The organism is Nakamurella deserti (assembly GCF_003260015.1).
Taxonomy (GTDB): Bacteria; Actinomycetota; Actinomycetes; order Mycobacteriales; family Nakamurellaceae; genus Nakamurella; species Nakamurella deserti.
Genome location: NZ_QCXS01000002.1, coordinates 2,244,576 through 2,263,238, shown reverse-complemented (window position 1 = coordinate 2,263,238; position 18,663 = coordinate 2,244,576). Strand labels below are relative to the sequence as shown.

At 75.1% G+C, this 18,663-nt stretch carries 15 protein-coding genes; 12 read left to right on the top strand and 3 right to left on the bottom strand.

From position 1 onward, the window contains the following. Positions 1 to 196 precede the first annotated feature (196 nt). The 4 genes from DB033_RS20940 (at position 197) to DB033_RS20930 (ending at position 6,267) form a co-directional block, all read left to right on the top strand. Positions 197 to 2,125: a dynamin family protein gene (locus DB033_RS20940; protein WP_111766602.1), complete on the top strand. Its 1,929-nt coding sequence runs from the start codon at positions 197 to 199 to the stop codon at positions 2,123 to 2,125. A gap of 61 nt (positions 2,126 to 2,186) precedes the next feature. Then, positions 2,187 to 2,549: a nucleotide exchange factor GrpE gene (locus DB033_RS10315; RefSeq protein ID WP_157970618.1), complete on the top strand. Its 363-nt coding sequence runs from the start codon at positions 2,187 to 2,189 to the stop codon at positions 2,547 to 2,549. Continuing rightward, positions 2,546 to 4,633, top strand: a complete 2,088-nt coding sequence (locus tag DB033_RS20935; RefSeq protein WP_111766600.1) for an Hsp70 family protein — start codon at positions 2,546 to 2,548, stop codon at positions 4,631 to 4,633. Before DB033_RS10315 ends, DB033_RS20935 begins: the two co-directional genes overlap by 4 nt. Positions 4,634 to 4,716: 83 nt before the next feature. Then, complete coding sequence (locus tag DB033_RS20930) at positions 4,717 to 6,267, top strand: dynamin family protein (protein WP_170315513.1); 1,551 nt, start codon at positions 4,717 to 4,719, stop codon at positions 6,265 to 6,267. An 80-nt stretch (positions 6,268 to 6,347) separates the two neighbouring features. Here DB033_RS20930 and DB033_RS10300 read toward each other — a convergent pair whose 3' ends face one another. After that, positions 6,348 to 6,875 carry an RNA polymerase sigma factor gene (locus tag DB033_RS10300; RefSeq protein ID WP_111766598.1) on the bottom strand — a complete coding sequence of 176 codons (528 nt, stop codon included), beginning with the start codon at positions 6,873 to 6,875 and terminating at the stop codon, positions 6,348 to 6,350. A gap of 143 nt (positions 6,876 to 7,018) precedes the next feature. On the opposite strand from DB033_RS10300, the gene DB033_RS10295 reads away from it, so the two are divergent. Continuing rightward, positions 7,019 to 7,462, top strand: coding sequence for a hypothetical protein (locus DB033_RS10295; protein WP_157970617.1), 444 nt, complete (start codon positions 7,019 to 7,021; stop codon positions 7,460 to 7,462). Between the two features lie 160 nt (positions 7,463 to 7,622). Then, complete coding sequence (locus DB033_RS10290) at positions 7,623 to 8,057, top strand: DUF3592 domain-containing protein (RefSeq protein WP_111766596.1); 435 nt, start codon at positions 7,623 to 7,625, stop codon at positions 8,055 to 8,057. 101 nt (positions 8,058 to 8,158) lie between these two features. Here the strand turns inward: DB033_RS10290 and DB033_RS10285 are convergent, their stop codons facing one another. Next, positions 8,159 to 9,925 (bottom strand): helix-turn-helix domain-containing protein, encoded by a 1,767-nt coding sequence (locus DB033_RS10285; protein ID WP_111766595.1) that lies wholly within the window; start codon positions 9,923 to 9,925, stop codon positions 8,159 to 8,161. Between the two features lie 225 nt (positions 9,926 to 10,150). On the opposite strand from DB033_RS10285, the gene DB033_RS10280 reads away from it, so the two are divergent. The 6 genes from DB033_RS10280 to DB033_RS10255 all read left to right on the top strand — a co-directional run bounded on the left by DB033_RS10280 (position 10,151) and on the right by DB033_RS10255 (position 16,861). Beyond that, on the top strand, positions 10,151 to 11,653 hold the full coding sequence (locus DB033_RS10280; RefSeq protein WP_111766594.1) for an aldehyde dehydrogenase family protein: 1,503 nt from the start codon (positions 10,151 to 10,153) through the stop codon (positions 11,651 to 11,653). Between the two features lie 116 nt (positions 11,654 to 11,769). Beyond that, a complete protein-coding gene (locus tag DB033_RS10275; protein ID WP_170315512.1) occupies positions 11,770 to 13,176 on the top strand; it encodes an MFS transporter in 1,407 nt (468 codons plus the stop codon). Next, positions 13,173 to 14,363 (top strand): FAD binding domain-containing protein, encoded by a 1,191-nt coding sequence (locus DB033_RS10270; protein WP_111766593.1) that lies wholly within the window; start codon positions 13,173 to 13,175, stop codon positions 14,361 to 14,363. Before DB033_RS10275 ends, DB033_RS10270 begins: the two co-directional genes overlap by 4 nt. Before the next feature lie 34 nt (positions 14,364 to 14,397). After that, the gene (locus DB033_RS10265) at positions 14,398 to 14,826 is read left to right on the top strand and encodes a cupin domain-containing protein (protein ID WP_111766592.1); all 429 of its coding nucleotides are present in this window, start codon (positions 14,398 to 14,400) and stop codon (positions 14,824 to 14,826) included. Further along, positions 14,826 to 15,794 carry an amidohydrolase family protein gene (locus DB033_RS10260; RefSeq protein WP_420814058.1) on the top strand — a complete coding sequence of 323 codons (969 nt, stop codon included), beginning with the start codon at positions 14,826 to 14,828 and terminating at the stop codon, positions 15,792 to 15,794. The genes DB033_RS10265 and DB033_RS10260 overlap by 1 nt, the downstream gene beginning before the upstream one ends. Further along, complete coding sequence (locus tag DB033_RS10255; protein ID WP_111766590.1) at positions 15,791 to 16,861, top strand: NADH:flavin oxidoreductase/NADH oxidase; 1,071 nt, start codon at positions 15,791 to 15,793, stop codon at positions 16,859 to 16,861. The genes DB033_RS10260 and DB033_RS10255 overlap by 4 nt, the downstream gene beginning before the upstream one ends. 71 nt (positions 16,862 to 16,932) lie before the next feature. Here DB033_RS10255 and DB033_RS10250 read toward each other — a convergent pair whose 3' ends face one another. Then, complete coding sequence (locus DB033_RS10250) at positions 16,933 to 18,396, bottom strand: FAD-dependent monooxygenase (RefSeq protein ID WP_111766589.1); 1,464 nt, start codon at positions 18,394 to 18,396, stop codon at positions 16,933 to 16,935. Positions 18,397 to 18,663 lie beyond the last annotated feature (267 nt).

Below are 18,663 nucleotides of genomic sequence, written 5' to 3'. Positions count from 1 at the left end.
GACGATCGACACCTCCGGGGTGTCCGGAACCCGCTGCGACACCCGCCCGGCCCGGCCGGTCACCCCCACGCACCAGCACCGCCACCGGCCCCGCCGGACCGGCCCGAACTAGGATGACCGCGATGGACGCACACCGGCGGAGCCCGCTCGGCGTCTCCGTCTGCTCCCGCCCGCCGGCCGTCCCGGACGCCCGGCCGTGACCGGCATCCGGCTGGACCAGCCCACCCGGACCGCGCTGTTCGGGGCGACGAAGCTGCTCAAGGAGCGCGGCCTCCCCGATCTCGCCCGGTTCGCGTTGCAGCGGCTGCAACCCGGCCGGCAGGCCGCCCCCGTGGTCGTCGTGGTCGGTGAGGTCAAGCGCGGCAAGAGTTCACTGGTGAACGCACTCCTCGGCACGCCGGGCCTGTCCCCGGTGGGCGTGGACGTCGCGACCGACTGCTTCCTGCGGTTCACCCCGCCGCAGGAGGAGCTCCCGGCCGGCACCGCCCGGGTGGTCCTGGCCGGTGGGTCCGAGACGATCCCGACCGCGGAGATCGCGGCGTGGGCCGCGGTCGGCGGCACCCACACCGAGCCGCGCGGCGACGAACCACTGGTCCGCGGGGTGGAGGTCGGCGTCGACGCCCGGTGGGCACCGGGACTCGAGCTGGTCGACACCCCGGGGCTCGGTGGGCTGCGCGGCGCGCACGCCGACATCGCCCGCGACTCCGCGGACTGGGCGTCGCTGCTGGTGTTCGTCAGCGACTGCGGCCAGCCGTTGACCGCCGGTGAGCTGGGCTACCTGGCGGGGCTGTCGGCCCACGTCGACGGTGTGGTCCTGGTCATGACGAAGAAGGACCTGTACCCGGCCGGGTGGCGGGAGGTCGCCGCGGAGAACCGCCGGCTGCTGCGCGCGCACGCCCCGCGGTTCGCGGAGGTGGACATCGTGGTGGTCTCCAGCACGTTGGCCGCGACCGCGGCCAGGGTCGGGGAGCCGGCGACCGCGGAGGCGCTGCTCGCCGCGTCCGGTATCCCGGAGCTCGGTGCACTGCTGTCCGCCCGGGCCGGTGACGCCGACCGGACCGCGGCGGCGAACGCGCTGCGGACGGTCCGTACCGGACTGGACCAGGTGACCGCCCAGCTGGAGCTCCGGCGCCGGGCCGCCGCCGGCTCCGCGGAGCTGCTCGGCGACCTGCGGGCGGAGAGGGCCCGCCTGGAACACCTGGCCGACCAGCAGAGCCGGTGGAACCTCGACCTCGACCGCGACATGGGCACCGTGCGCGCGCAGGCCATCGCGATGGCCCAGCGCGAGTTCGGCGCCGTCCGCGACCGCTGGACCGCGCTCATCGCCACGGACCGCCGGGCCATGCTGGCCGGTGGTCGGCGCCAGCTGATGGCGGAGATCTCGGCCGAGCTCGAGGCGGCCGCCGGCCGGGTCGCCGCGGCCTTCTACCGGGCGCTGTACGCCATGGTCCACCAGCTCTTCGCCGACGTCGCCGCCGCCGACACGGTGTTCCGGGCGGTCTCACCGGAGCTCGGGCGCCTGCAGCCCGCACCGCGGCCGCTGCGTCCCAGCGGCGTCAGCCGACTCGATCCCTCGCTGGTCACCACCGCGTTCTTCGGGGTCAGCATGGCCAAGGGCATGTTCGGCGCGGCGGCCGGGGCGTCCCTGCTCAGCCCCCTCATCCTGCCGCTGGCCGGCGGCTGGCTGGCCGTCAACGTCACCTACCGGGTGGTCAAGGGGGGCCGGACCCAGCTGCAGACCTGGTTGGCCGAATCCGTGCAGGCGGTGCAGGCCGAGGTGGTCACCACCACCGACAACGTGATCCGCGACTTCCGTCCCGAGATCGTCGTCGGGTTCCGGGAGTTCCTGGCCGCCGCCACGGCGGCGGTGCGCTCGTCGCTGAGGGAGGCCGAGGCCGCCGCGACCGCGGACCGCCGGGAACGCGAGCAGCGGACGGCCGCCGTCGACCGGCACCTGGCCGTCGTCGAGGCGCAGCGCCAGGAGGTGGACCGGGCGCTGGCGGCGGTGCTGACCAGGCCACCCCGGCAGATTCCGGCGGGTGCGGGAACATCCGGGGCGGCTGCGGCATCCCATGACCCGACGACCGGCCCTCCCGGTACGCGCGCGGCAGGAGAACGACCATGACGACCGAACCCCGAACGGTGATCCCGACCGGACGCGGCCCGCTGGGCCCGGCGTGGTCGGCGTGAGCGGCCCCATGGGCGGCCCCGCGCTGCCCGCTCCCTCGGCGTCCGTGGACGAGCTGGTCGCCGGGCTCATCGCGGCCCACGACCTGGCCATGGCGTCCGGACCCGACGGCAGTGAGGGGGGAGTGGCGGTGCAGGTCCAGCTGGAACGCACCCTGCGCGCGGCGGGTGTCGACCGGGTCGCCGTCGCCGAGGGCGACGTGTTCGACCCGGCCTTCCACCTCGCGGTGGCCACCGAGGCCGCTCCGCGGCCGGACCTCGACCGCCGCGTCGCGCGTGAGGTGCGGGCCGGCTGGATGTCGGCCGCCGGGATCCTGCGGCCCGCCGAGGTCGTGGTCTGGATGCCGGGGACGACGCCGTGACCGCGCCGCACCCACCGTGGACGCTCGCCGTCGACTTCGGCACGTCGAACACCGCTGCCGCCTACCGCCTGGGCTCCGGGCCGGTGCAGCCCGTCCGGTTGTCCGACCAGGCCGAGCAGGTGCCGTCCGCGGTGCTCGCACTGGACACCGGGATCACCGTCGGCGGCGCCGCGGTCCGGGCCGCCCGGCTGGACCCGCAGCGCTTCGAACCGACCCCCAAGCGGCGGATCGGCGAGGGCGAGATCCTCCTCGGTCCGCACGAGTGGCCGGTCACCCGGCTGATCGCGGCCGTCCTGGCCCACGTCGCGCAGAAGGCGCGCTGGATGGCCGGTGGTGCGCCGCCCCGGCAGCTGGTGCTGACCTGCCCGCAGCAGTGGGCCCAGGGCCGCCGTGGCCTGCTGGTGCGCGCGGCCGCGGAGGCCGGCTTCGACCCGGCCACCGTCGTGCTCGTCACCGAGCCGGTCGCCGCCGCCACCTGGTACGCCGCGACCCAGCCGGTCCCGCCCGGGCGGTGCGTCGCCGTCTTCGACTTCGGCGGTGGGACCTGCGACGTCGCGGTGCTGCGGGCCGAGCCCGGGCGGCTGGGGGACTTCACCGTGCTGGCCGCCGACGGCGTGGACCCGCTGGGCGGTGAGCTGCTCGACGTCCGGTTGCTGACCTGGACGCTGGAGCAGTTGCGCGCCGGTGGGAACGGCGAGATGGCCGACGCCCTCGCCGCACCCGAGAACCTGGGCGCCCTGATCACCCTCAAGGAGCAGGTCCGGCACGCCAAGCACGAGCTCAGCGAGTACGAGAGCGCCCGGATCCCGGTGGCGGTCGGCACCCGGCAGGCGGTCGTGACCATCACCAGCGCCGAGTTCGACCGGCTGGTGGAGGCCGACATCGACGAGGCCGTCGCGTTGACCCGGCGCACGCTGGTGGCGTCCGGACAGACCCCGGCCGATCTGCACGCGCTGTACCTGACCGGCGGGTCGTCGCACCTGCGGTCGGTGCACCGCAAGCTCACCGAGCTGCTCGGCCGCCCGCCCGCCACCTTCGACGATCCCAAGCTGGTGGTCGCCCAGGGGGCCCTGCTGGCCCCGGTCGCCGCCCGCTCCCCGCAGCCCGGACCGCCGCCCCCCGCGGTGACCGGCGCCGCCACCGGGCCGTTCGCCGCCCCGGTGCGGCCGGTCGCCGGTCCGCCCCCACCCACGGCGGGACCGACTCCACCGGGACCGACCGCACCGGGGCCGACCGCACCGGTACCGCAGTCGGTGCCGTCGGCCGCTCCGGACGCGGCCGGATCCCGGCGGCCACGCTGGCTGGTCCCGGCGATCGCGGCGGCGCTGGTGGCGGTCCTGGCCGTCGTCGTGGTCCTGGTGACCCGACGCGGCGGCGACGATCCCCGCGTGCTGTCGACCGGCACGACCACCGTCGGTGGGACCACCGCGGACGTGACCACGGTCAGCAACACCGCGGCGGGCACCACCGGTTCCCCGGTGGTCTCGACCACCACGTCCGCCGGGCCGGTGCAGCGCTGCCCGAACGGCACCACCGTCCCCGCCGACGACACCTGCCCGACCGACAAGCCGGTCAACTGCTGGGACGCCAGCACCGCCCCGAGCGCCGACCTGTGCCCCGCGCTGGAGGGGCAGGCGGCTCTGGAGTGGATCTTCCCGGCCGCCGACGGCTGGACCCGCAGCTGCACTCCGTACGAGAAGGAGAAGTACGTCGGCGAGCTGGAGGTCTACGAGTGCCACGTCGAGGAACTGGCCCAGACGACGATCTTCCTGTCCCGGTGGGACGCGGCGGACACCGCGAAGGGCCAGTTCACCACCAACGGCGGGGAGCCGGTCGACTTCCGGCTCGAGGGCGACGGCGACACCGGGTCGGCCCTGGAGTGGACCCAGCGCGTCGACGTCCCCAACGACGACGGCACCACCAGCCCGGTCACCGAGCGGGCCGTCGCGTACAAGTCGGTGCCGTACTCGATGCTGGTCTACTTCAACGACCCCGACGGTGTCGGCGCCCAGTCCGAGCAGGCCTGGATGGCGGGCGCACTGTTCCAGTCGCCCGAGAGCATCGACCTGCGCGGCGCCGTCTGAGCGCCGTAGCCACCAGTCCCGGCGACGACCACCTCTACAGCACCCATGAGCCCCATCGACCCGACCCCGGAGAGGAGAGCGGCGTGACCGTCCCCACCACCCCCGCACCGCTGCTCGACGCGGTCCGCCGGGTCTGCCACGAGATCCTCCGCAGCACCCGGCCCGATCTGGACCCCGGTCTGCACCGCACCGGTCACGACGTCCTCGCCGGACTCGGCGAGCCGCTGCGGCTGGCCGTGGCCGGGCGGGTCAAGGCCGGCAAGTCCACCTTGGTCAACGCCCTCGTCGGCCGGATGGTCGCGCCGACCCGCGCGGGGGAGTGCACCCGCGTGGTCACCTGGTACCGCTACGGCTCGCCGGACCGGGCCGAGATCGTCCGACGGGACGGCGCCCGGATCCCGTTGGCGTTCACCGGACGGCTGCCCGAGGAGCTCGGGATGCCGGTCCGGGAGATCGATCACCTCGAGGTGCACCTGCAGTCGGGGACGCTGCGCCACCTGACCCTCATCGACACCCCGGGCCTGGCGACCACGAACACCGGCCACGAGGAGAGCACCCGCCGGGCGCTGCTCGGCGGCGTGGACACCGACCCCCGCACCGGCGCCCCGGACGCGCCGCCCGCACCGGATCCCGCCGACGGCCCCGCCGCGGCCTCGGTCCGGGCCACTTCGCAGGCCGACGCGGTGCTGTACCTGTTCCGCGACGCCGAGCGCCGCCACGAGGTCGACTTCCTCCGCGACCTGCAGGACTCCTTCGGCACGCTCGGGCCGTCCGCGACCACCGTCGCCGGGCTGCTGTCACACGCCGACCTGGCGGGCGGCGACCCGTGGGGCGGCACCGACCCGTTCGCCGTCGCCGCAGCGCAGGCCCGCCGGCTGGCCGGTGAACGGTCCGCCGAGCTCGGCGCCGTCGTCCCGGTCGCCGGTCTGCTCGCCCAGACCGCGCGCACCGGACGGCTCCGCGAGGACGACGCCCGCCGCCTCGCCGCGCTGGCCGCCGTCGACCCGGTGCTGCTGCAGCTCGCGGGTCAGGGCACCCTGCCCCCCGGGGTCGACCAGGCCGGCTTCGACGCGTTGCTCGCGCTGCTCGGCCCGCACGGCGTGGTCGCCGGCCGGTCCAGGGCCGGTCGAGGCGCGGGCGAACTCATCGGCTGGCTGGAGGACGTCTCGGGGATCCGCGCCGTCGAGGAACTGATCCACCGTCAGTTCCTGCGGAGGGCGCACGCCCTCAAGGCCGACCGCGCGTTGATCCGGTTGGAACGCGCGGCGACCGGACCCGGCCGCGGCATCGTGCAGGCCATCGTGGAGGCGGCCCGGCAGAGCCCTGAGCTGCATCCCATCCGGCAGCTGCGGGCCCTCGGCCTGCTGATGCGGGCCGCGCCCGGATCGCCGCTGCGCGCCGAACTCACGCATCTGGTCGACGCCGGCTCCGACACGGAGATGCTCGGTGCCCCGCCGGGCACCGCCCCGCAGCAGCTGGTCGCCGCGGCCCGGGACGCCGGTGCCCGGGCGCAGGCCCGGGTCGGGTTCGCCACCTCACCCGCCGAGGCCGAGGCGGCCCGGGTCGTCGCACGGTCCTACCTGCTACTGGCCCGCCGGCAGGAACCGGCGACCGCCGGACGGGGACCGTGGTGACGCGCCGGACCGGGGTGCACCGCCGACCGGTGGCCGGGTCGCCGGAAACCGACGGGCCGTCTCCGACCGTGCGGCCGGCGTCAGCCGGGTACGGCCAGTGCCTCGGTGAGCGCCTTGCGGGCCCGGTTCAGCCGGGTCTTGACCGTGGCCACCGGGATGCCCTGGTGGACGGCGATCTCGTCGTAGGACAGACCGCCGTACTCCCGCAGCACCAGGGCGGCCCGGAAGTCCGGCGGCACCTGCCGCAGCGCGGTCTGCACCCGGTCGCGCTCGTCGAACTCGCGGTACCGGTCGGTGGTGGGGTCCTCCAGCTCGAATTCGTCCACGAGGACGTCCCGCCGTCGGCGCACGACCGACAGGGCGGCGTTGGCGGCGATCCGGTGCAGCCAGGTGGAGAACTTCGCGTCCCCGCGGAACTTGTCCAGGTGCTGCCAGGCGGCGGTCAGCGCCTCCTGCAGAGCGTCCTCGGCGTCGGACCCGTGATGGGTGATCCGCACACACACGGCCCAGATGTGGGTCCGGTGCCGGCCCACCAGCTCGGCGAACGCCTGCCCGTCGCCCGCCCGGGCGCGGGCCACCAGGGCGCTCTCGGTGACGTCTGGCAGCACGCTTCCTCTTCCGGCGGACCACCGGACGGCTGCGGGAGCGGCCGGGCCGGGAGGTCCGCGTACACACGATGTCGTGAGATGGTGCGGGTGGGTGCGCCGAAGATAGCAAAGCGGCCCGAGGCGAAGGTAGGCGAGGAACGGACATGGCGACCAGGGACGAGGGGTCAGAGATGAACGGATCGACCACCGGCGGGCTGGACGCGCTGGCCGTCCCGGAACTGCCGGACACGGTGTGGATGCGGTTGCTGGCCAACGCGATGGACCCCGACACGGCACCGGTGAACCCGGGTCTGGTCCCGGCGGACGACGCGACGTGGCCGGCCGACGACGGCGCCGCGGCGGCCGGGGACCCGGCCGGCGACGGGACCGACGGCGACGATGCGGCCGGCGGTTCCGACGCGGACGACGCCTCCGACGACGGCTCCGGCGGGATGGTCGACCACGACCCGCACGACGGGGGAGCGCATCTGCTGCCCTCCGCCGATGCGTTCCCCGCCCACGATCCGTCCGCTCACGACCTCGGCGGACCGGCCGGGTTCCCGGGCGGCCCCACGTGGTCCGACCCGCACGACGATCACGGCTTCTGATCCGGCGCGCCCCGGCGGCACCGACCCGACGGCCGGGTCCGTCGCCGGCGCTCCGGGGCCCCTGACCCCCGACCGTCCCGGGGACGGTCTGCCGCCGCGGCCGCACCGCAACACCTGGTCGCGGCGGTCGCCGTGGCGCCGTGCCTCGCTGATCGTCGGGGTGCTGGCCTGGATCGTCACCGGGATGATGCTGCTGCTGGCGATCGGGATGTGGCGCAACGACATGGTCATCGACGCGGCGCCCGTCCGGACCACCGCCACCGTGCTCACCGTGTCGGCGCTGAGCACCGGCATCGAGTTCGTCGACGACACCGGTGTCTCGCAGCGCCCGCCGGACGGCGTGCTCTATCCCGGGGGGTTGCGGGTCGGTCAGGAATTCGTGGTCGAGTACGCCGCCGACGACCCGACGCTGGCCCGGGTGGCCGGCCGGTCGGCGGTCAACGGGCTGGTGATGCCGGTGGGCGTCGTCGTGGCCACCTGGGTGCTGGCCGGTCCGCTGCTGTGGTGGCTGCGGTCCCGCGACGCACGGACCGCCGGCGGCACCCCGGTCCGCCGGCGTCGGGGGCCGCTGCGCCGACGGGCCGCCGCCGGCTGAGGCGGCCGGCCGAGAGGGCCGGTTGAGGCGGCCGGCTGAGGCCGCCGGTTGAGGCGGCCGGCCGGGAGGGCCGGCTGAGGGCCGGTCCGGCCGCCGCGCGATCAGCCGCCGACGCCGGCGACCTCGAGCAGGGTCATCGCCGCGCCGATCTCGACCAGCGTGGCGGGTGCGGTCAGGTCGAGACCGGTCAGCGTCTCGATGCGGTGCAGCCGCTGGGCGACGGTGTTGACGTGCACGTGGGCCCGGCGGGCCGTCTCGGCCCGGTGCAGCCCGCTGTCCAGGTGGGTACGCAGGGTCCGCAGCAACTGGGTGCCGCGCTCGGCGTCGTGCCGGCGGACCGGGCCCAGGGTGCGGTCGGCGAAGGCCAGCAGCTGGGCCGGATCGTCCAGCTGCAGCAGCAGCCCGGTGACCCCGAGGTCGTCCAGCGTCAGGACGGTGCCGGTCCGCCCGGCCCGGACCGCGAGGTCCAGCGATCCCCGCGCCGTCCGGTAGGCCCGGGTGTGGTCGCGGGGTGTCGGTGAGCCGGCGACCGCCACCGTCGTGGTCGCCCCCGGGGCGGCGGCGGCCATCGTGCGGCGGATCGCGGCCGCGGGGCCGCCGTCGGGGGCACCGGGTCGTTCGTCGTCCGGCGCCGGCCAGAGCACGACGAGATCGCCGCGGTGCACCGCGACCAGCGGACGCGGCTTTTCGGTGGCGGCCAGCGCGCTCACCGCCCGCAGCGCCCGCTGCAGCGCCGTCCCGGAACCGGCCGTGCCGGTGACCCGCCCGACCACGGCGACGTGCGGCCGGTCGAGATCGTGTCCGAGCCGGGTCGCCCGCTCCCGCACCTCGTCGACCGGGACGCCGGCCAGCAGATCGGCGAGCAGTTCACCGCGCAACCGGTACTCCGCCTCCTGGCCGGTCCGCAGCCGGGCGAGCTCCAGCGACACCACCACCGCGGCATGGTCCACCGCCCGCCGGTCCAGCGCCGACAGCGGTGGCTCCCGCGGCCACCACAGCCGGGCCACGGTCTCGCCGTCCAGCTCGACCGGCCGGACGTCCCAGGCGGTGTGCGGCGCGTCGGCGTCGCCCCCGGCCCGGTCGGCGTCGCCCCCGGCCCGGTCGGCGTCACCGGGCAGGGCGGCGGGATCGCCCGCCGACGCGAGGATGTCGCCGCGCGCATCCTCGATGAGCACCGCCCGCTCCACCAGGCCGGACAGCGACCGGGCGAGCCCCGGCACACCGCCGCCGCGGACCGAGACCACCAGCAGCTGCTCATGGATCTCCTCCGACCGGTGCAGCAGGTCGCGTTGGTCCCGCAGCGACGCGTTGAGCCGGCTCAACCGGGTCAGCAACGTCGCCGAGGCGAGGGCGATCGCGGCGTGGTTGGCCAGCAGGGCCAGCCGCTCCAGCTCCTGGTCGGAGAAGCGGTGCGCGGTGACGTAGTAGCCGTTCAGGGTGCCGACGACCGCGGGGCCGGAGCGCAGCGGCACCGACACCATCGAGCGGTAGCCCTGCTCACGGGCGACGCCGCTCCACGGGAAGTCCGGTTCGTCGGCGATGTCGTCGATGGTCACCGGGGCGCCGGACCGGAAAGCGCGGCTCGACGGGGCGAGCACCGGGTCGGCGGCGTCCAGCCGGACCGGCCGGTCGGCGTTGACCCGTTCGACGTAGGCCACGCTCAGCCCGCTCCAGCCGGTGATGACCAGCGTCCGGGCCGGCTCGTCGGGGATGAGGACCGCGCAGAAGTCGAAGCCGAGCAGGTCCCGAGCCGTCGCCGCGACCAGGTCGAGGACGTCGGTGAGGTCCCGGCCGCTGGTCACCGCGGCGCTGAGGGTCTCCACCGCGCTGAGCCAGCGGCGGAGCTCGTCGGACGGCGCCTCGGTCATGCCACCAGCTTGACAGATCCGCCCATGTCCCACCGCACACACCGCGCCGCGATCAGTGGTCACCGGGACATGGTGGGGCGGGCGCAGCCACGGCACAGTCGTCGTTGTCAGCCCGGCGGTCCGCCCGCCGCCCGGTCCGGCACCCGCCCACCGGAGGGCACACGCCGTCCCTCCGGAGGGTGGGTGGCCGCACCGCTGCGGCTGCCCCGCCCGAGAGGACGCCCCATGACGGACACCATCGCCGCCCCGGCCCTGCCGCCCACCGCCACGCCGCCGGCGCCGGTCGCGCCGGTGCGCGAGATCCGCAACCCGGCCACCGGAGCGGTGCTGCGCACCGTGCCCGAGCAGGGTGCCGCCGACGTCGACCGTGCCGTCGCCGCCGCCCACGCCGCGTTCACCACCGGTGCGTGGCCGGCGCTGACCCGCACCGAGCGGGCCCGGCTGCTGCTGCGCTGCGCCGACGCGGTCGAGGCGGGTTCGGCCGCCCTGTACGAGCTGGAGACCGCCAACAACGGCCGGCCGATCACCGAGACCCGGGCGCAGCTGTCCCGGGTGCCGGAGTGGTTCCGCTACAACGCCGGACTGCTCGCCGCCCAGCGCGACGCGGTGCTGCCCAGCGACGGCCCGTACCTGACCTACCAGCGGCGCCGCCCGCTCGGCGTCTGCGGCATCATCACCCCGTTCAACCACCCGCTGCTGATCCTGGCCCGCAGCCTGTCCGCGGCCCTGGCGACCGGCAACACCGTGGTGGTCAAGCCGTCGGAGCTGACCCCGCTGACCACCCTCGCCCTGGTCGAGATGCTCTACGCCGCAGGACTGCCCGCCGGTGTGGTGCAGGTCGTCACCGGTGGCCGCGAGGCCGGGCAGGCCCTCACCGGCCATCCCGACATCGCCAAGATCACCCTGACCGGCGGCACCGAGGCCGGTCGCGCCGCCGCCGTGGCCACCGCGAGCCGCTTCGCACGGGTCACCGCCGAACTCGGCGGCAAGACCCCGATCCTGGTGTTCGACGACGTGGACCCGGTGAGCGCCGCCGAGGGGGCGGCGTTCGCCGCCTTCGTCGCCGCCGGCCAGTCCTGCGTCGCCGGATCCCGGTTCCTGGTGCAGCGCAGCGTCTATCCCGCCTTCGTCACCGCACTCGCGGCCCGGGCGGCGGCCATCCGGATCGGCGACCCGGCCGACCCCCGCACCCAGCTCGGCCCGTTGATCAGCGCGGTGCAGCGTGACAAGGTCGCGGCGCTGATCGCGGCCGGCCTGGCCGACGGCGCCACCCTCGTCACCGGTGGCGGCGTGCCGGAGCTGCCCGCACCGCTGGACGAGGGGTTCTACCTGCAGCCGACCGTGCTCGCCGACGTCGCCAACGGTGACCGCGTCGCCCAGCAGGAGATCTTCGGCCCGGTGGCCGTCGTCGTGCCGTTCGACACCGAGGACGAGGCCGTCGCGATGGCCAACGACAACCGCTTCGGGCTCGGCGCCGGCGTGTGGACCGACGACCTCGCCCGCGGACACCGCGTCGCCGAGCGCATCGTCGCCGGCATGGTCTGGGTCAACGACCACCACCGGCTGGAGCCGTCGCTGCCCTGGGGCGGGGTCAAGGAGTCCGGCACCGGCCGCGACGCCGGCACCGAGTCCTTCGACGACTTCACCTGGATCAAGACCGTCGTCGTCCGCATCGCCGAGGACGACGTCGACTGGTACGGCTCGGCGGACCCCGGCCGCCTCAACTGATCCCGGCTCGGCCGCCGCCCCGCGGCGATCCGCCGCCCGCACGCCCCGCACGGCACCGCCCCCACACCCGTCACCGTCGACGGGCGCCCGCGCGCCCGCCCGGAAGGAGCTCGCGCATGTCGCACGAACCCGCACCACCGGCCGCTCCCGGCTGGCGTTCCGAGATCACGAAGATGCAGTGGCTGGTGCTGCTCGGCACCACGATGGGCTGGGCGCTGGACGGTTTCGCCGGCAGCCTCTACGCCCTCGTCCTGGGGCCGGCGATGACCGAGCTGCTGCCCCACAGCGACATCGCCGTCCAGCCCTCGAGCATCGGCCTGTACGGCGGGCTGACCGTGGCGTTGTTCCTGGCCGGCTGGGCCACCGGCGGCATCCTGTTCGGCATCCTGGCCGACTACTTCGGCCGGGTGCGGGTGCTGTCGGTCGGCATCATCACCTACGCGGTGTTCACCGCCGCCGCCGCGTTCGCCGAGAACTGGTGGCAGCTGGGTGTTCTGCGCTTCATCGCCGGTCTCGGCTCAGGGGTCGAGGCGCCCGTCGGCGCCGCCCTCATCGCCGAGGTCTGGCGCAACCGCTTCCGGGCCCGCGCCTGCGGCGTGATGATGTCCGGCTACGCCGCCGGCTTCTTCCTCGCCTCGTTGGCCTACGGCCTGCTCGGCACCCACGGCTGGCGGCTGATGCTCGCTCTCGCCGTCGTCCCCGCCGTGCTCGTCTGGTTCATCCGCCGCTACGTCCCCGAACCGCCGGAGATCCGCACCGCCATCACCGCCCGCCAGGTCCGCCGGCAACGCGGTGAGCGCGCCCCGGAGGACCGGTTCGTGCTCCGCCGGCTGCTGACCCCGCCGTTCCTGCGCAGCACGCTGATCTGCACCGCGCTGGCCACCGGTTCGCTGATCGCGTTCTGGAGCGTCTCGACCTGGTACCCGCAGATCCTCCGGCAGGCCGCGCTGGCCGCCTCGCTCACCCCGGACGCGGCCAACCACCGGGTCGCCATGGCGTCGCTGCTGTTCAACGCCGGCGGAGTGCTCGGCTACGCGTCCTGGGGCTTCCTGGCCGACGCCATCGGCCGCCGCCGGACGTTCGCCGTCAGCTTCGCGGTCTCCGCGGCGAGCGTGATCTACCTGTTCCCGTTCGACCGCAGCTACACCGAGTTCCTGGTCGCCATGCCGGTCGTCGGCTTCGGGCTGTTCGGTGCGCTGTCGGGCACCTTCGTCTACGGCCCCGAGCTGTTCCCGCCCAGCGTCCGCGCCACCGGGATGGCGCTGGCCAACAGCGTCGGCCGCTACATCACCGCCCTCGGGCCGCTCGTCGCCGGTGTCATCGCGGTGTCCTGGTTCGACGGCGACCTGGGGGTGGCCACCACCTGGGTCGCCGCCGTCGGCCTGATCGCCCTCGTCGGGCTGGCCTTCGCGAAGGAGACCCGCGGCGCCGCACTGCCCTCCGACCCGTCCACCCCCACCGGTCCGCCGACGCCGACCGTGCCCGGGAACCCCTCCACCACCGCAGAAGCGAGGCTGTCATGACCAGCTACACCGGCTCCCGTGCGATCGTCATCGGCGGCTCCATCGGTGGTCTCACCACCGCACTCCTGTTGCGCGACCTGGGGTTTGCCGTCGACGTCTACGAACGCACCCCGTCCGCGCTGGACGGCCGCGGCAGTGGCATCGTGCTGCAGCCCGACACCGTCCGCTGGTTCGTCGAGCGCAGCTCGCAGCACCCCGAGACGCTGAGCACCAGGACCGACTGGGTGCAGTACATCGAGGGGGACGACCGGATCGTCGACCGTGAGCGCAAGACCTGGACCTACACCTCGTGGGGCACGTTCTACCGGGCGCTGCTGGCCGACTTCGGGGACGAGCACTACCATCTCGGCGAGTTCGCCTGCGGCTTCGACCAGGATTCCGACGCGGTCACGGTCCGTTTCGTCAGTGGCCTCGAGGCCACCGCCGACCTGCTCGTCTTCGCCGACGGCATCACCTCCATCGGCCGGCAGCGGCTCGACCCGGAGTCGCAGATGACCTACTCCGGGTACCTCGGGTGGCGCGGCACCGTCCCGCTGCGCGAGCTCACGCCCCACACCGTGGAGCTCCTCGGTGACGCCATCACCTACAACGTGGTGCCGCACTCGCACATCACGCTGTACCCGATCCCGGGGGAATCCGGGACCGGCGCCGGCGACCGGCTGATGAACTACGTCTGGTACCGCAACGCCCCCGCCGGCCCGGAGCTGTCCGAGATGCTCATCGACAAGCGAGGTTTCGCCGGGGCGGTGAGCCTGCACCCGGGCCAGGTGCAGGACCGCTACATCGACGAACTGCGTGCCGCCGCCCGCGACACCCTGGCGCCCGCCGCGGCGGAGGTGGTGCTGTCCACGGCGACGCCTTACGTGCAGGTGGTCAACGACGTCCGCTCGGCGAAGATGGCGTCCGGCCGGGTCGCGCTGCTGGGTGACGCCGCCGCAGCGGCCCGTCCGCACGCCGCCGCCGGCACCGCCAAGGCCGCCGCCGACGCCTGGGCGCTCAGCGCCGCCCTGGAGTCCGCCGACGGCGACATCCGCACCGCGCTGCGGAAGTGGGAGCCGGCCCAGCTGGCCCTCGGTGCCGCTCTCGTCGAGCGGGTGGTGGCGATGGGGGCCCGCTCGCAGTTCACCAACACCTGGACGCCCGGCGATCCGGACCTGCGCTTCGGGCTCTACGGCCCGGGCCGCTGACCCATCCCCGCTGCACCCCCGACAGGAGAACCCCATGACCACTGCACTTCCCGACGCCCCACTGGCCGGCACCCTCACCGGCACCGGCTTCGACGGCTGGACCGACGCGCTGCGCGCCGAGTTCGAGGCCCGTTCGCACGACGGCCACGTCGGCTCCCGGCTGCTGAGTGAGACGCCACGGGCCCGGGTCTGGGAGATCCGGCTCGTTCCGGGCGAGCGCTGGCACGTGCACCGCCACGTCCTGGACTACTTCTGGACGGCGGTCAACGCCGGCCGGAGCCGTCAGCACACGTCCGACGGCACCACCCGGGAGGTCGCCTACGACGCCGGCGAGACCCGCTTCTACGCCTTCCGGTCCGGCGAGTTCCTGCTGCACGACATCGAGAACATCGGCGACACCGAGCTCGTCTTCACCACCGTCGAGCACCTGGACAGCGCCAACCCGCCGCTGGACCTGTCGTGATCACCGGCGAGCTGCGGCCCGGGGTGGTGGACGTGCACGCCCACTGGCTGCCGGCCGCCCTGTTCGGCCTGCCCGCCGGCTCCCCGCTCGGCGGTCTGCACGACCGCGACGGTGAGCTGTACCTGGGGACCCTGCCGCTGTCCATCGCCACCTCGGCGATGAGCGACGAGGACGCCGTGCTGGCCGACATGGCGGCCTCCGGCGTCGGGGTCCGGGCGCTGTCGGCGCCACCGTTCGCCTTCCCGGTCGACGGCCCCGACCCCGACTACGTCCGCGCCTACAACGAGGCGCTGGCCGCCTTCGTCGCCCGCTCCGCGGGTGCCCTGGTCGGGCTGGGCCTGGTCTCGCTGCACGACGCCGACGTGGCCCGGGCCGAACTCACCGCACTGGCGTCGGTCGAGGGCATCGCCGGGGTGGCCATCCCGCCGCTGCTCGCCGGCACCTCGCTGGACGTCGGAGTGCTCCGCGGGATCGTCGACACCGCTGCGGCTCTCGGGCTGTCGGTGCTGGTGCACCCGATGCAACTGCCGCGCCCGGAGTGGGGGAGCCACTATCTGGCCAACCTGATCGGCAACCCGACCGAGACCGCGACCGCGGTGGCCGCGGCGACCCTCGGCGGGGTCGTCGAGGCGCTGCCGGACCTGCGGATCTGCTTCGTCCACGGCGGCGGCTGTGCCCCGGCCCTGGTGGGCCGCTGGGGTCACGGCTGGCGCTCCCGCGCCGACGTCCGGGCGCACTCGGTCAAGCCGCCCGCCGAGACCTTCACGTCGCTGTACTTCGACACCGTCACCCATGACCCGGACACCCTCGCGTTGCTGACCACGCTCGCCTCGCCGGACCGGGTGGTGTGCGGCAGCGACTACCCCTTCGACATGGCCGAGGCCGACCCGGTCGGCTTCGCCGTCAGCCACGGCCCGGACGCGGCCACCCTGGCCGCCAACGGCCGCGGCTTCCTGGGGCTGTCGTGAGCGTGTTGTTCTCGCCGATCACCCTGCGCGGGCTGACCGTGCCGAACCGGGTGTGGCTGTCGGCGATGTGCCAGTACAGCGCCGACGACGGCGTCCCCACCGACTGGCACCTGGTGCACCTCGGGGCCCGCGCTGTCGGCGGCTTCGGGCTGCTGCTCACCGAGGCCACCGCGGTCACCGCGGCGGGCCGCGGCAGCCGGCGTGACACCGGCCTGTACACCGACGCGCAGGTGGCCGGCTGGCGGCGGGTGGTCGGCTTCGCCCACGGGCAGGGCACGCTGATCGGCGTCCAGCTCGGCCACGCCGGGCGGAAGTCGTCGGCGCGGGTGCCGTGGGAGGGCAGCGGGTCGCTGCCCGCCGCCGAGGGCGGCTGGACCGCGGCGGCGCCGTCCGCGCTCCCATTCGGCGACCTCGCGGTCCCCCGGGAGCTGACCGTGGACGAGATCGCCGACATCGTGCGCGCGTTCGGCGAGGCCGCCGGGCGTGCGGTGGACGCCGGCTTCGACGTCGTCGAGATCCACGCCGGGCACGGCTATCTCGCCCACCAGTTCCTGTCGCCGCTGTCCAACCGGCGGACCGACGGATACGGCGGCTCCTTCGACCACCGCGTCCGGTTCCTGCGCGAGGTGGTGCGGGCGGTGCGCGGCCGATGGCCGGACGACCGGCCGCTGCTGGTCCGGCTGTCGGCGACCGACTGGGTCGACGGCGGCTGGACGCCGGCCGATACCACCGTGCTGGCGGGGCTGCTGGCCACCGACGGCGCCGATCTCGTCGACGTGTCCTCCGGTGGACTGGACCCCCGGCAGCTGATCACCGTCGGTCCCGGTTACCAGGTGCCGTTCGCCCGCGAGGTGCGCTCCGCCGGGGTGCCGGTGGGGGCGGTCGGCCTGATCACCGACCCGCGCCAGGCCGAGGCCGTGGTCGCCGGGGGATCGGCGGACGTCGTGCTGCTGGCCCGCGCCGCGCTGCGGGAGCCGTCCTGGCCGCTGCGCGCCGCCCACGAACTCGGGGTCCCGGCCGGCGCGCTGCCCTACCCCGAGCAGTACCTCCGTGGTGTCTGGCGCTGATCCGCCCCGTCACCCCCGGGCCCCGTCCTCGAACCGGCTCCCGGCGGCTCGTTCCCCCGGCCGACCGGTCCTCAGCCCGGCCGTCCGCACCAGGTCGCCAGTGCCTCGGTGAGACCTTCGTCGCCACCCCCGCCGCCGGGGTTCCCGCCCACCCAGCCCACGTGGCCGTCGGGACGGACGAACACCGCGCCCGGTGCGGGGACCGCTCCGACGACCGGCAGCACCCACTCCGCGGCCGCGCCGGCCCGCAGCCGCCGCACCCGGCCGACCCAGGGTGCGGCCGCGGGCAGCGGCCGGTCGTCCAGCGCCAGCAGCAGCGGCTCCGCGTGGTGCAGCAGCGAGTACAGCCGGCGGGGCCCGTCGGCGGTGTCCAGGTCCAGGTCCGGCATCCGGCGCCCCCACAGCGGATGGCCGTTCCCCGGGTCGTGGCGTACGTCCAGTCCGGTGACCAGGGCCGCGATCGGGGTGCCGGCGTCCGGGACGGCGAGCACCTCGTCGAGCAGCTCGCGCAACGCCTCCCGCCGCGGATCGGCCTGCTGGAACAGCGACTGCGCCATCGTGTAGCGCAGGGCGCGCGCCCCCGCCGGATGCCGCTCGGCGGTGTAGGTGTCGAGAAGGTCGGGGTCCGCCACCCCGTGCACCACCCGGGCGAGCTTCCACCCCAGGTTGACCGCGTCCTGCAACCCGAGACCGATGCCCATGCCGCCCGTGGGTGAGTGCACGTGCGCCGCGTCGCCCGCGAGCAGCACCCGCCCGGACCGGTAGGTGGCCGCCTGCCGGGTGGCGTCGGTGAATCGGGAGAGCCAGCTGGGATCATGGACGCCGAAATCGGTGCCGAACACCGCGGTGAGTTCCCGGCGCAGGTCGTCCAGGGTCGGGCGGCCGCGTTGCAGGACCGCTTCGGTGACCACCACCCGCACGGTGCCGTCACCCATCGGGTGCAGCCCGTGCACGCCGCGCGCGTCGACCTTGCCGGTGGCGACGGGTGCGCCGGTCACCCGCACGTCCGCGATCAGCGTGCTGCGGGTGGCGTCCACTCCGGGGAAGTCGATCCCGGCCGCCCGCCGGACGGTGCTGCGACCGCCGTCCGCGCCGACGACCCAGTCGGCGCGCAGCGGGTCGCCGTCCTCGCGGTGCACGGTCACACCGTCGTCGTCGACGGTGAGCCCGGTGACGACGGTGCCGCGCCGTACCCGCACCCCGAGCTCGTCGAGCCGCTCGGCGAGCAGCCGTTCGATCTCGTTCTGGAACAGTGCCAGGGTGTACGGGTGCCGGGTGGGCAGGCCACCCAGGGCGAGCGCGGTCCCGCCGAAGGTGATGCGGTCCAGGGTGCGGCCGGCGGCCAGGAACCGTCCGGCCAGGCCCCGCTGGTCCAGCAGCTCGATCGACCGCGCGTGGATGCCGCCGCCCCGCGACCCGACGAGCCCGGCGGACTCCCGCTCGTCCAGCACGACCGCCTCGACCCCGGCCAGCCGCAGTTCGGCCGCCAGCATCATCCCCGCCGGCCCGGCGCCGACCACCATCACCCGAGCCATCCCGACCTCCGTCCGCGGTACCGGGTCAGCAGTCTCGACGCCCGAGGGGGTCTTGCCGCAAGCCCCCCACCGCGTCGTACGGTGGCAGTGGCGCCGGTGGAGGGCGCGGCCGGTGACCATCGTCCCGGCGGGGGGATCCACGCCGTTTCGGCCGTGCGCCGGCCCCGGTCAGGGTGCGCAGCACCACAACGGCGGGCGGAACTCCACGGAATGGGCACCTGCCCACCGGGGTTGCACACCGTGGCCCCACAAGGTCCACCCCCCCGA

Coding starts and splice junctions, on each gene's coding strand:
- DB033_RS10285 (WP_111766595.1), bottom strand. CDS start 9,925: ATGACCGAGGCGCCGTCCGACGAGCTCCGCCGCTGGCTCAGCGCGGTG.
- DB033_RS10265 (WP_111766592.1), top strand. CDS start 14,398: ATGACCACTGCACTTCCCGACGCCCCACTGGCCGGCACCCTCACCGGC.
- DB033_RS10295 (WP_157970617.1), top strand. CDS start 7,019: ATGGCGACCAGGGACGAGGGGTCAGAGATGAACGGATCGACCACCGGC.
- DB033_RS10275 (WP_170315512.1), top strand. CDS start 11,770: ATGTCGCACGAACCCGCACCACCGGCCGCTCCCGGCTGGCGTTCCGAG.
- DB033_RS10250 (WP_111766589.1), bottom strand. CDS start 18,396: ATGGCTCGGGTGATGGTGGTCGGCGCCGGGCCGGCGGGGATGATGCTG.
- DB033_RS10280 (WP_111766594.1), top strand. CDS start 10,151: ATGACGGACACCATCGCCGCCCCGGCCCTGCCGCCCACCGCCACGCCG.
- DB033_RS10270 (WP_111766593.1), top strand. CDS start 13,173: ATGACCAGCTACACCGGCTCCCGTGCGATCGTCATCGGCGGCTCCATC.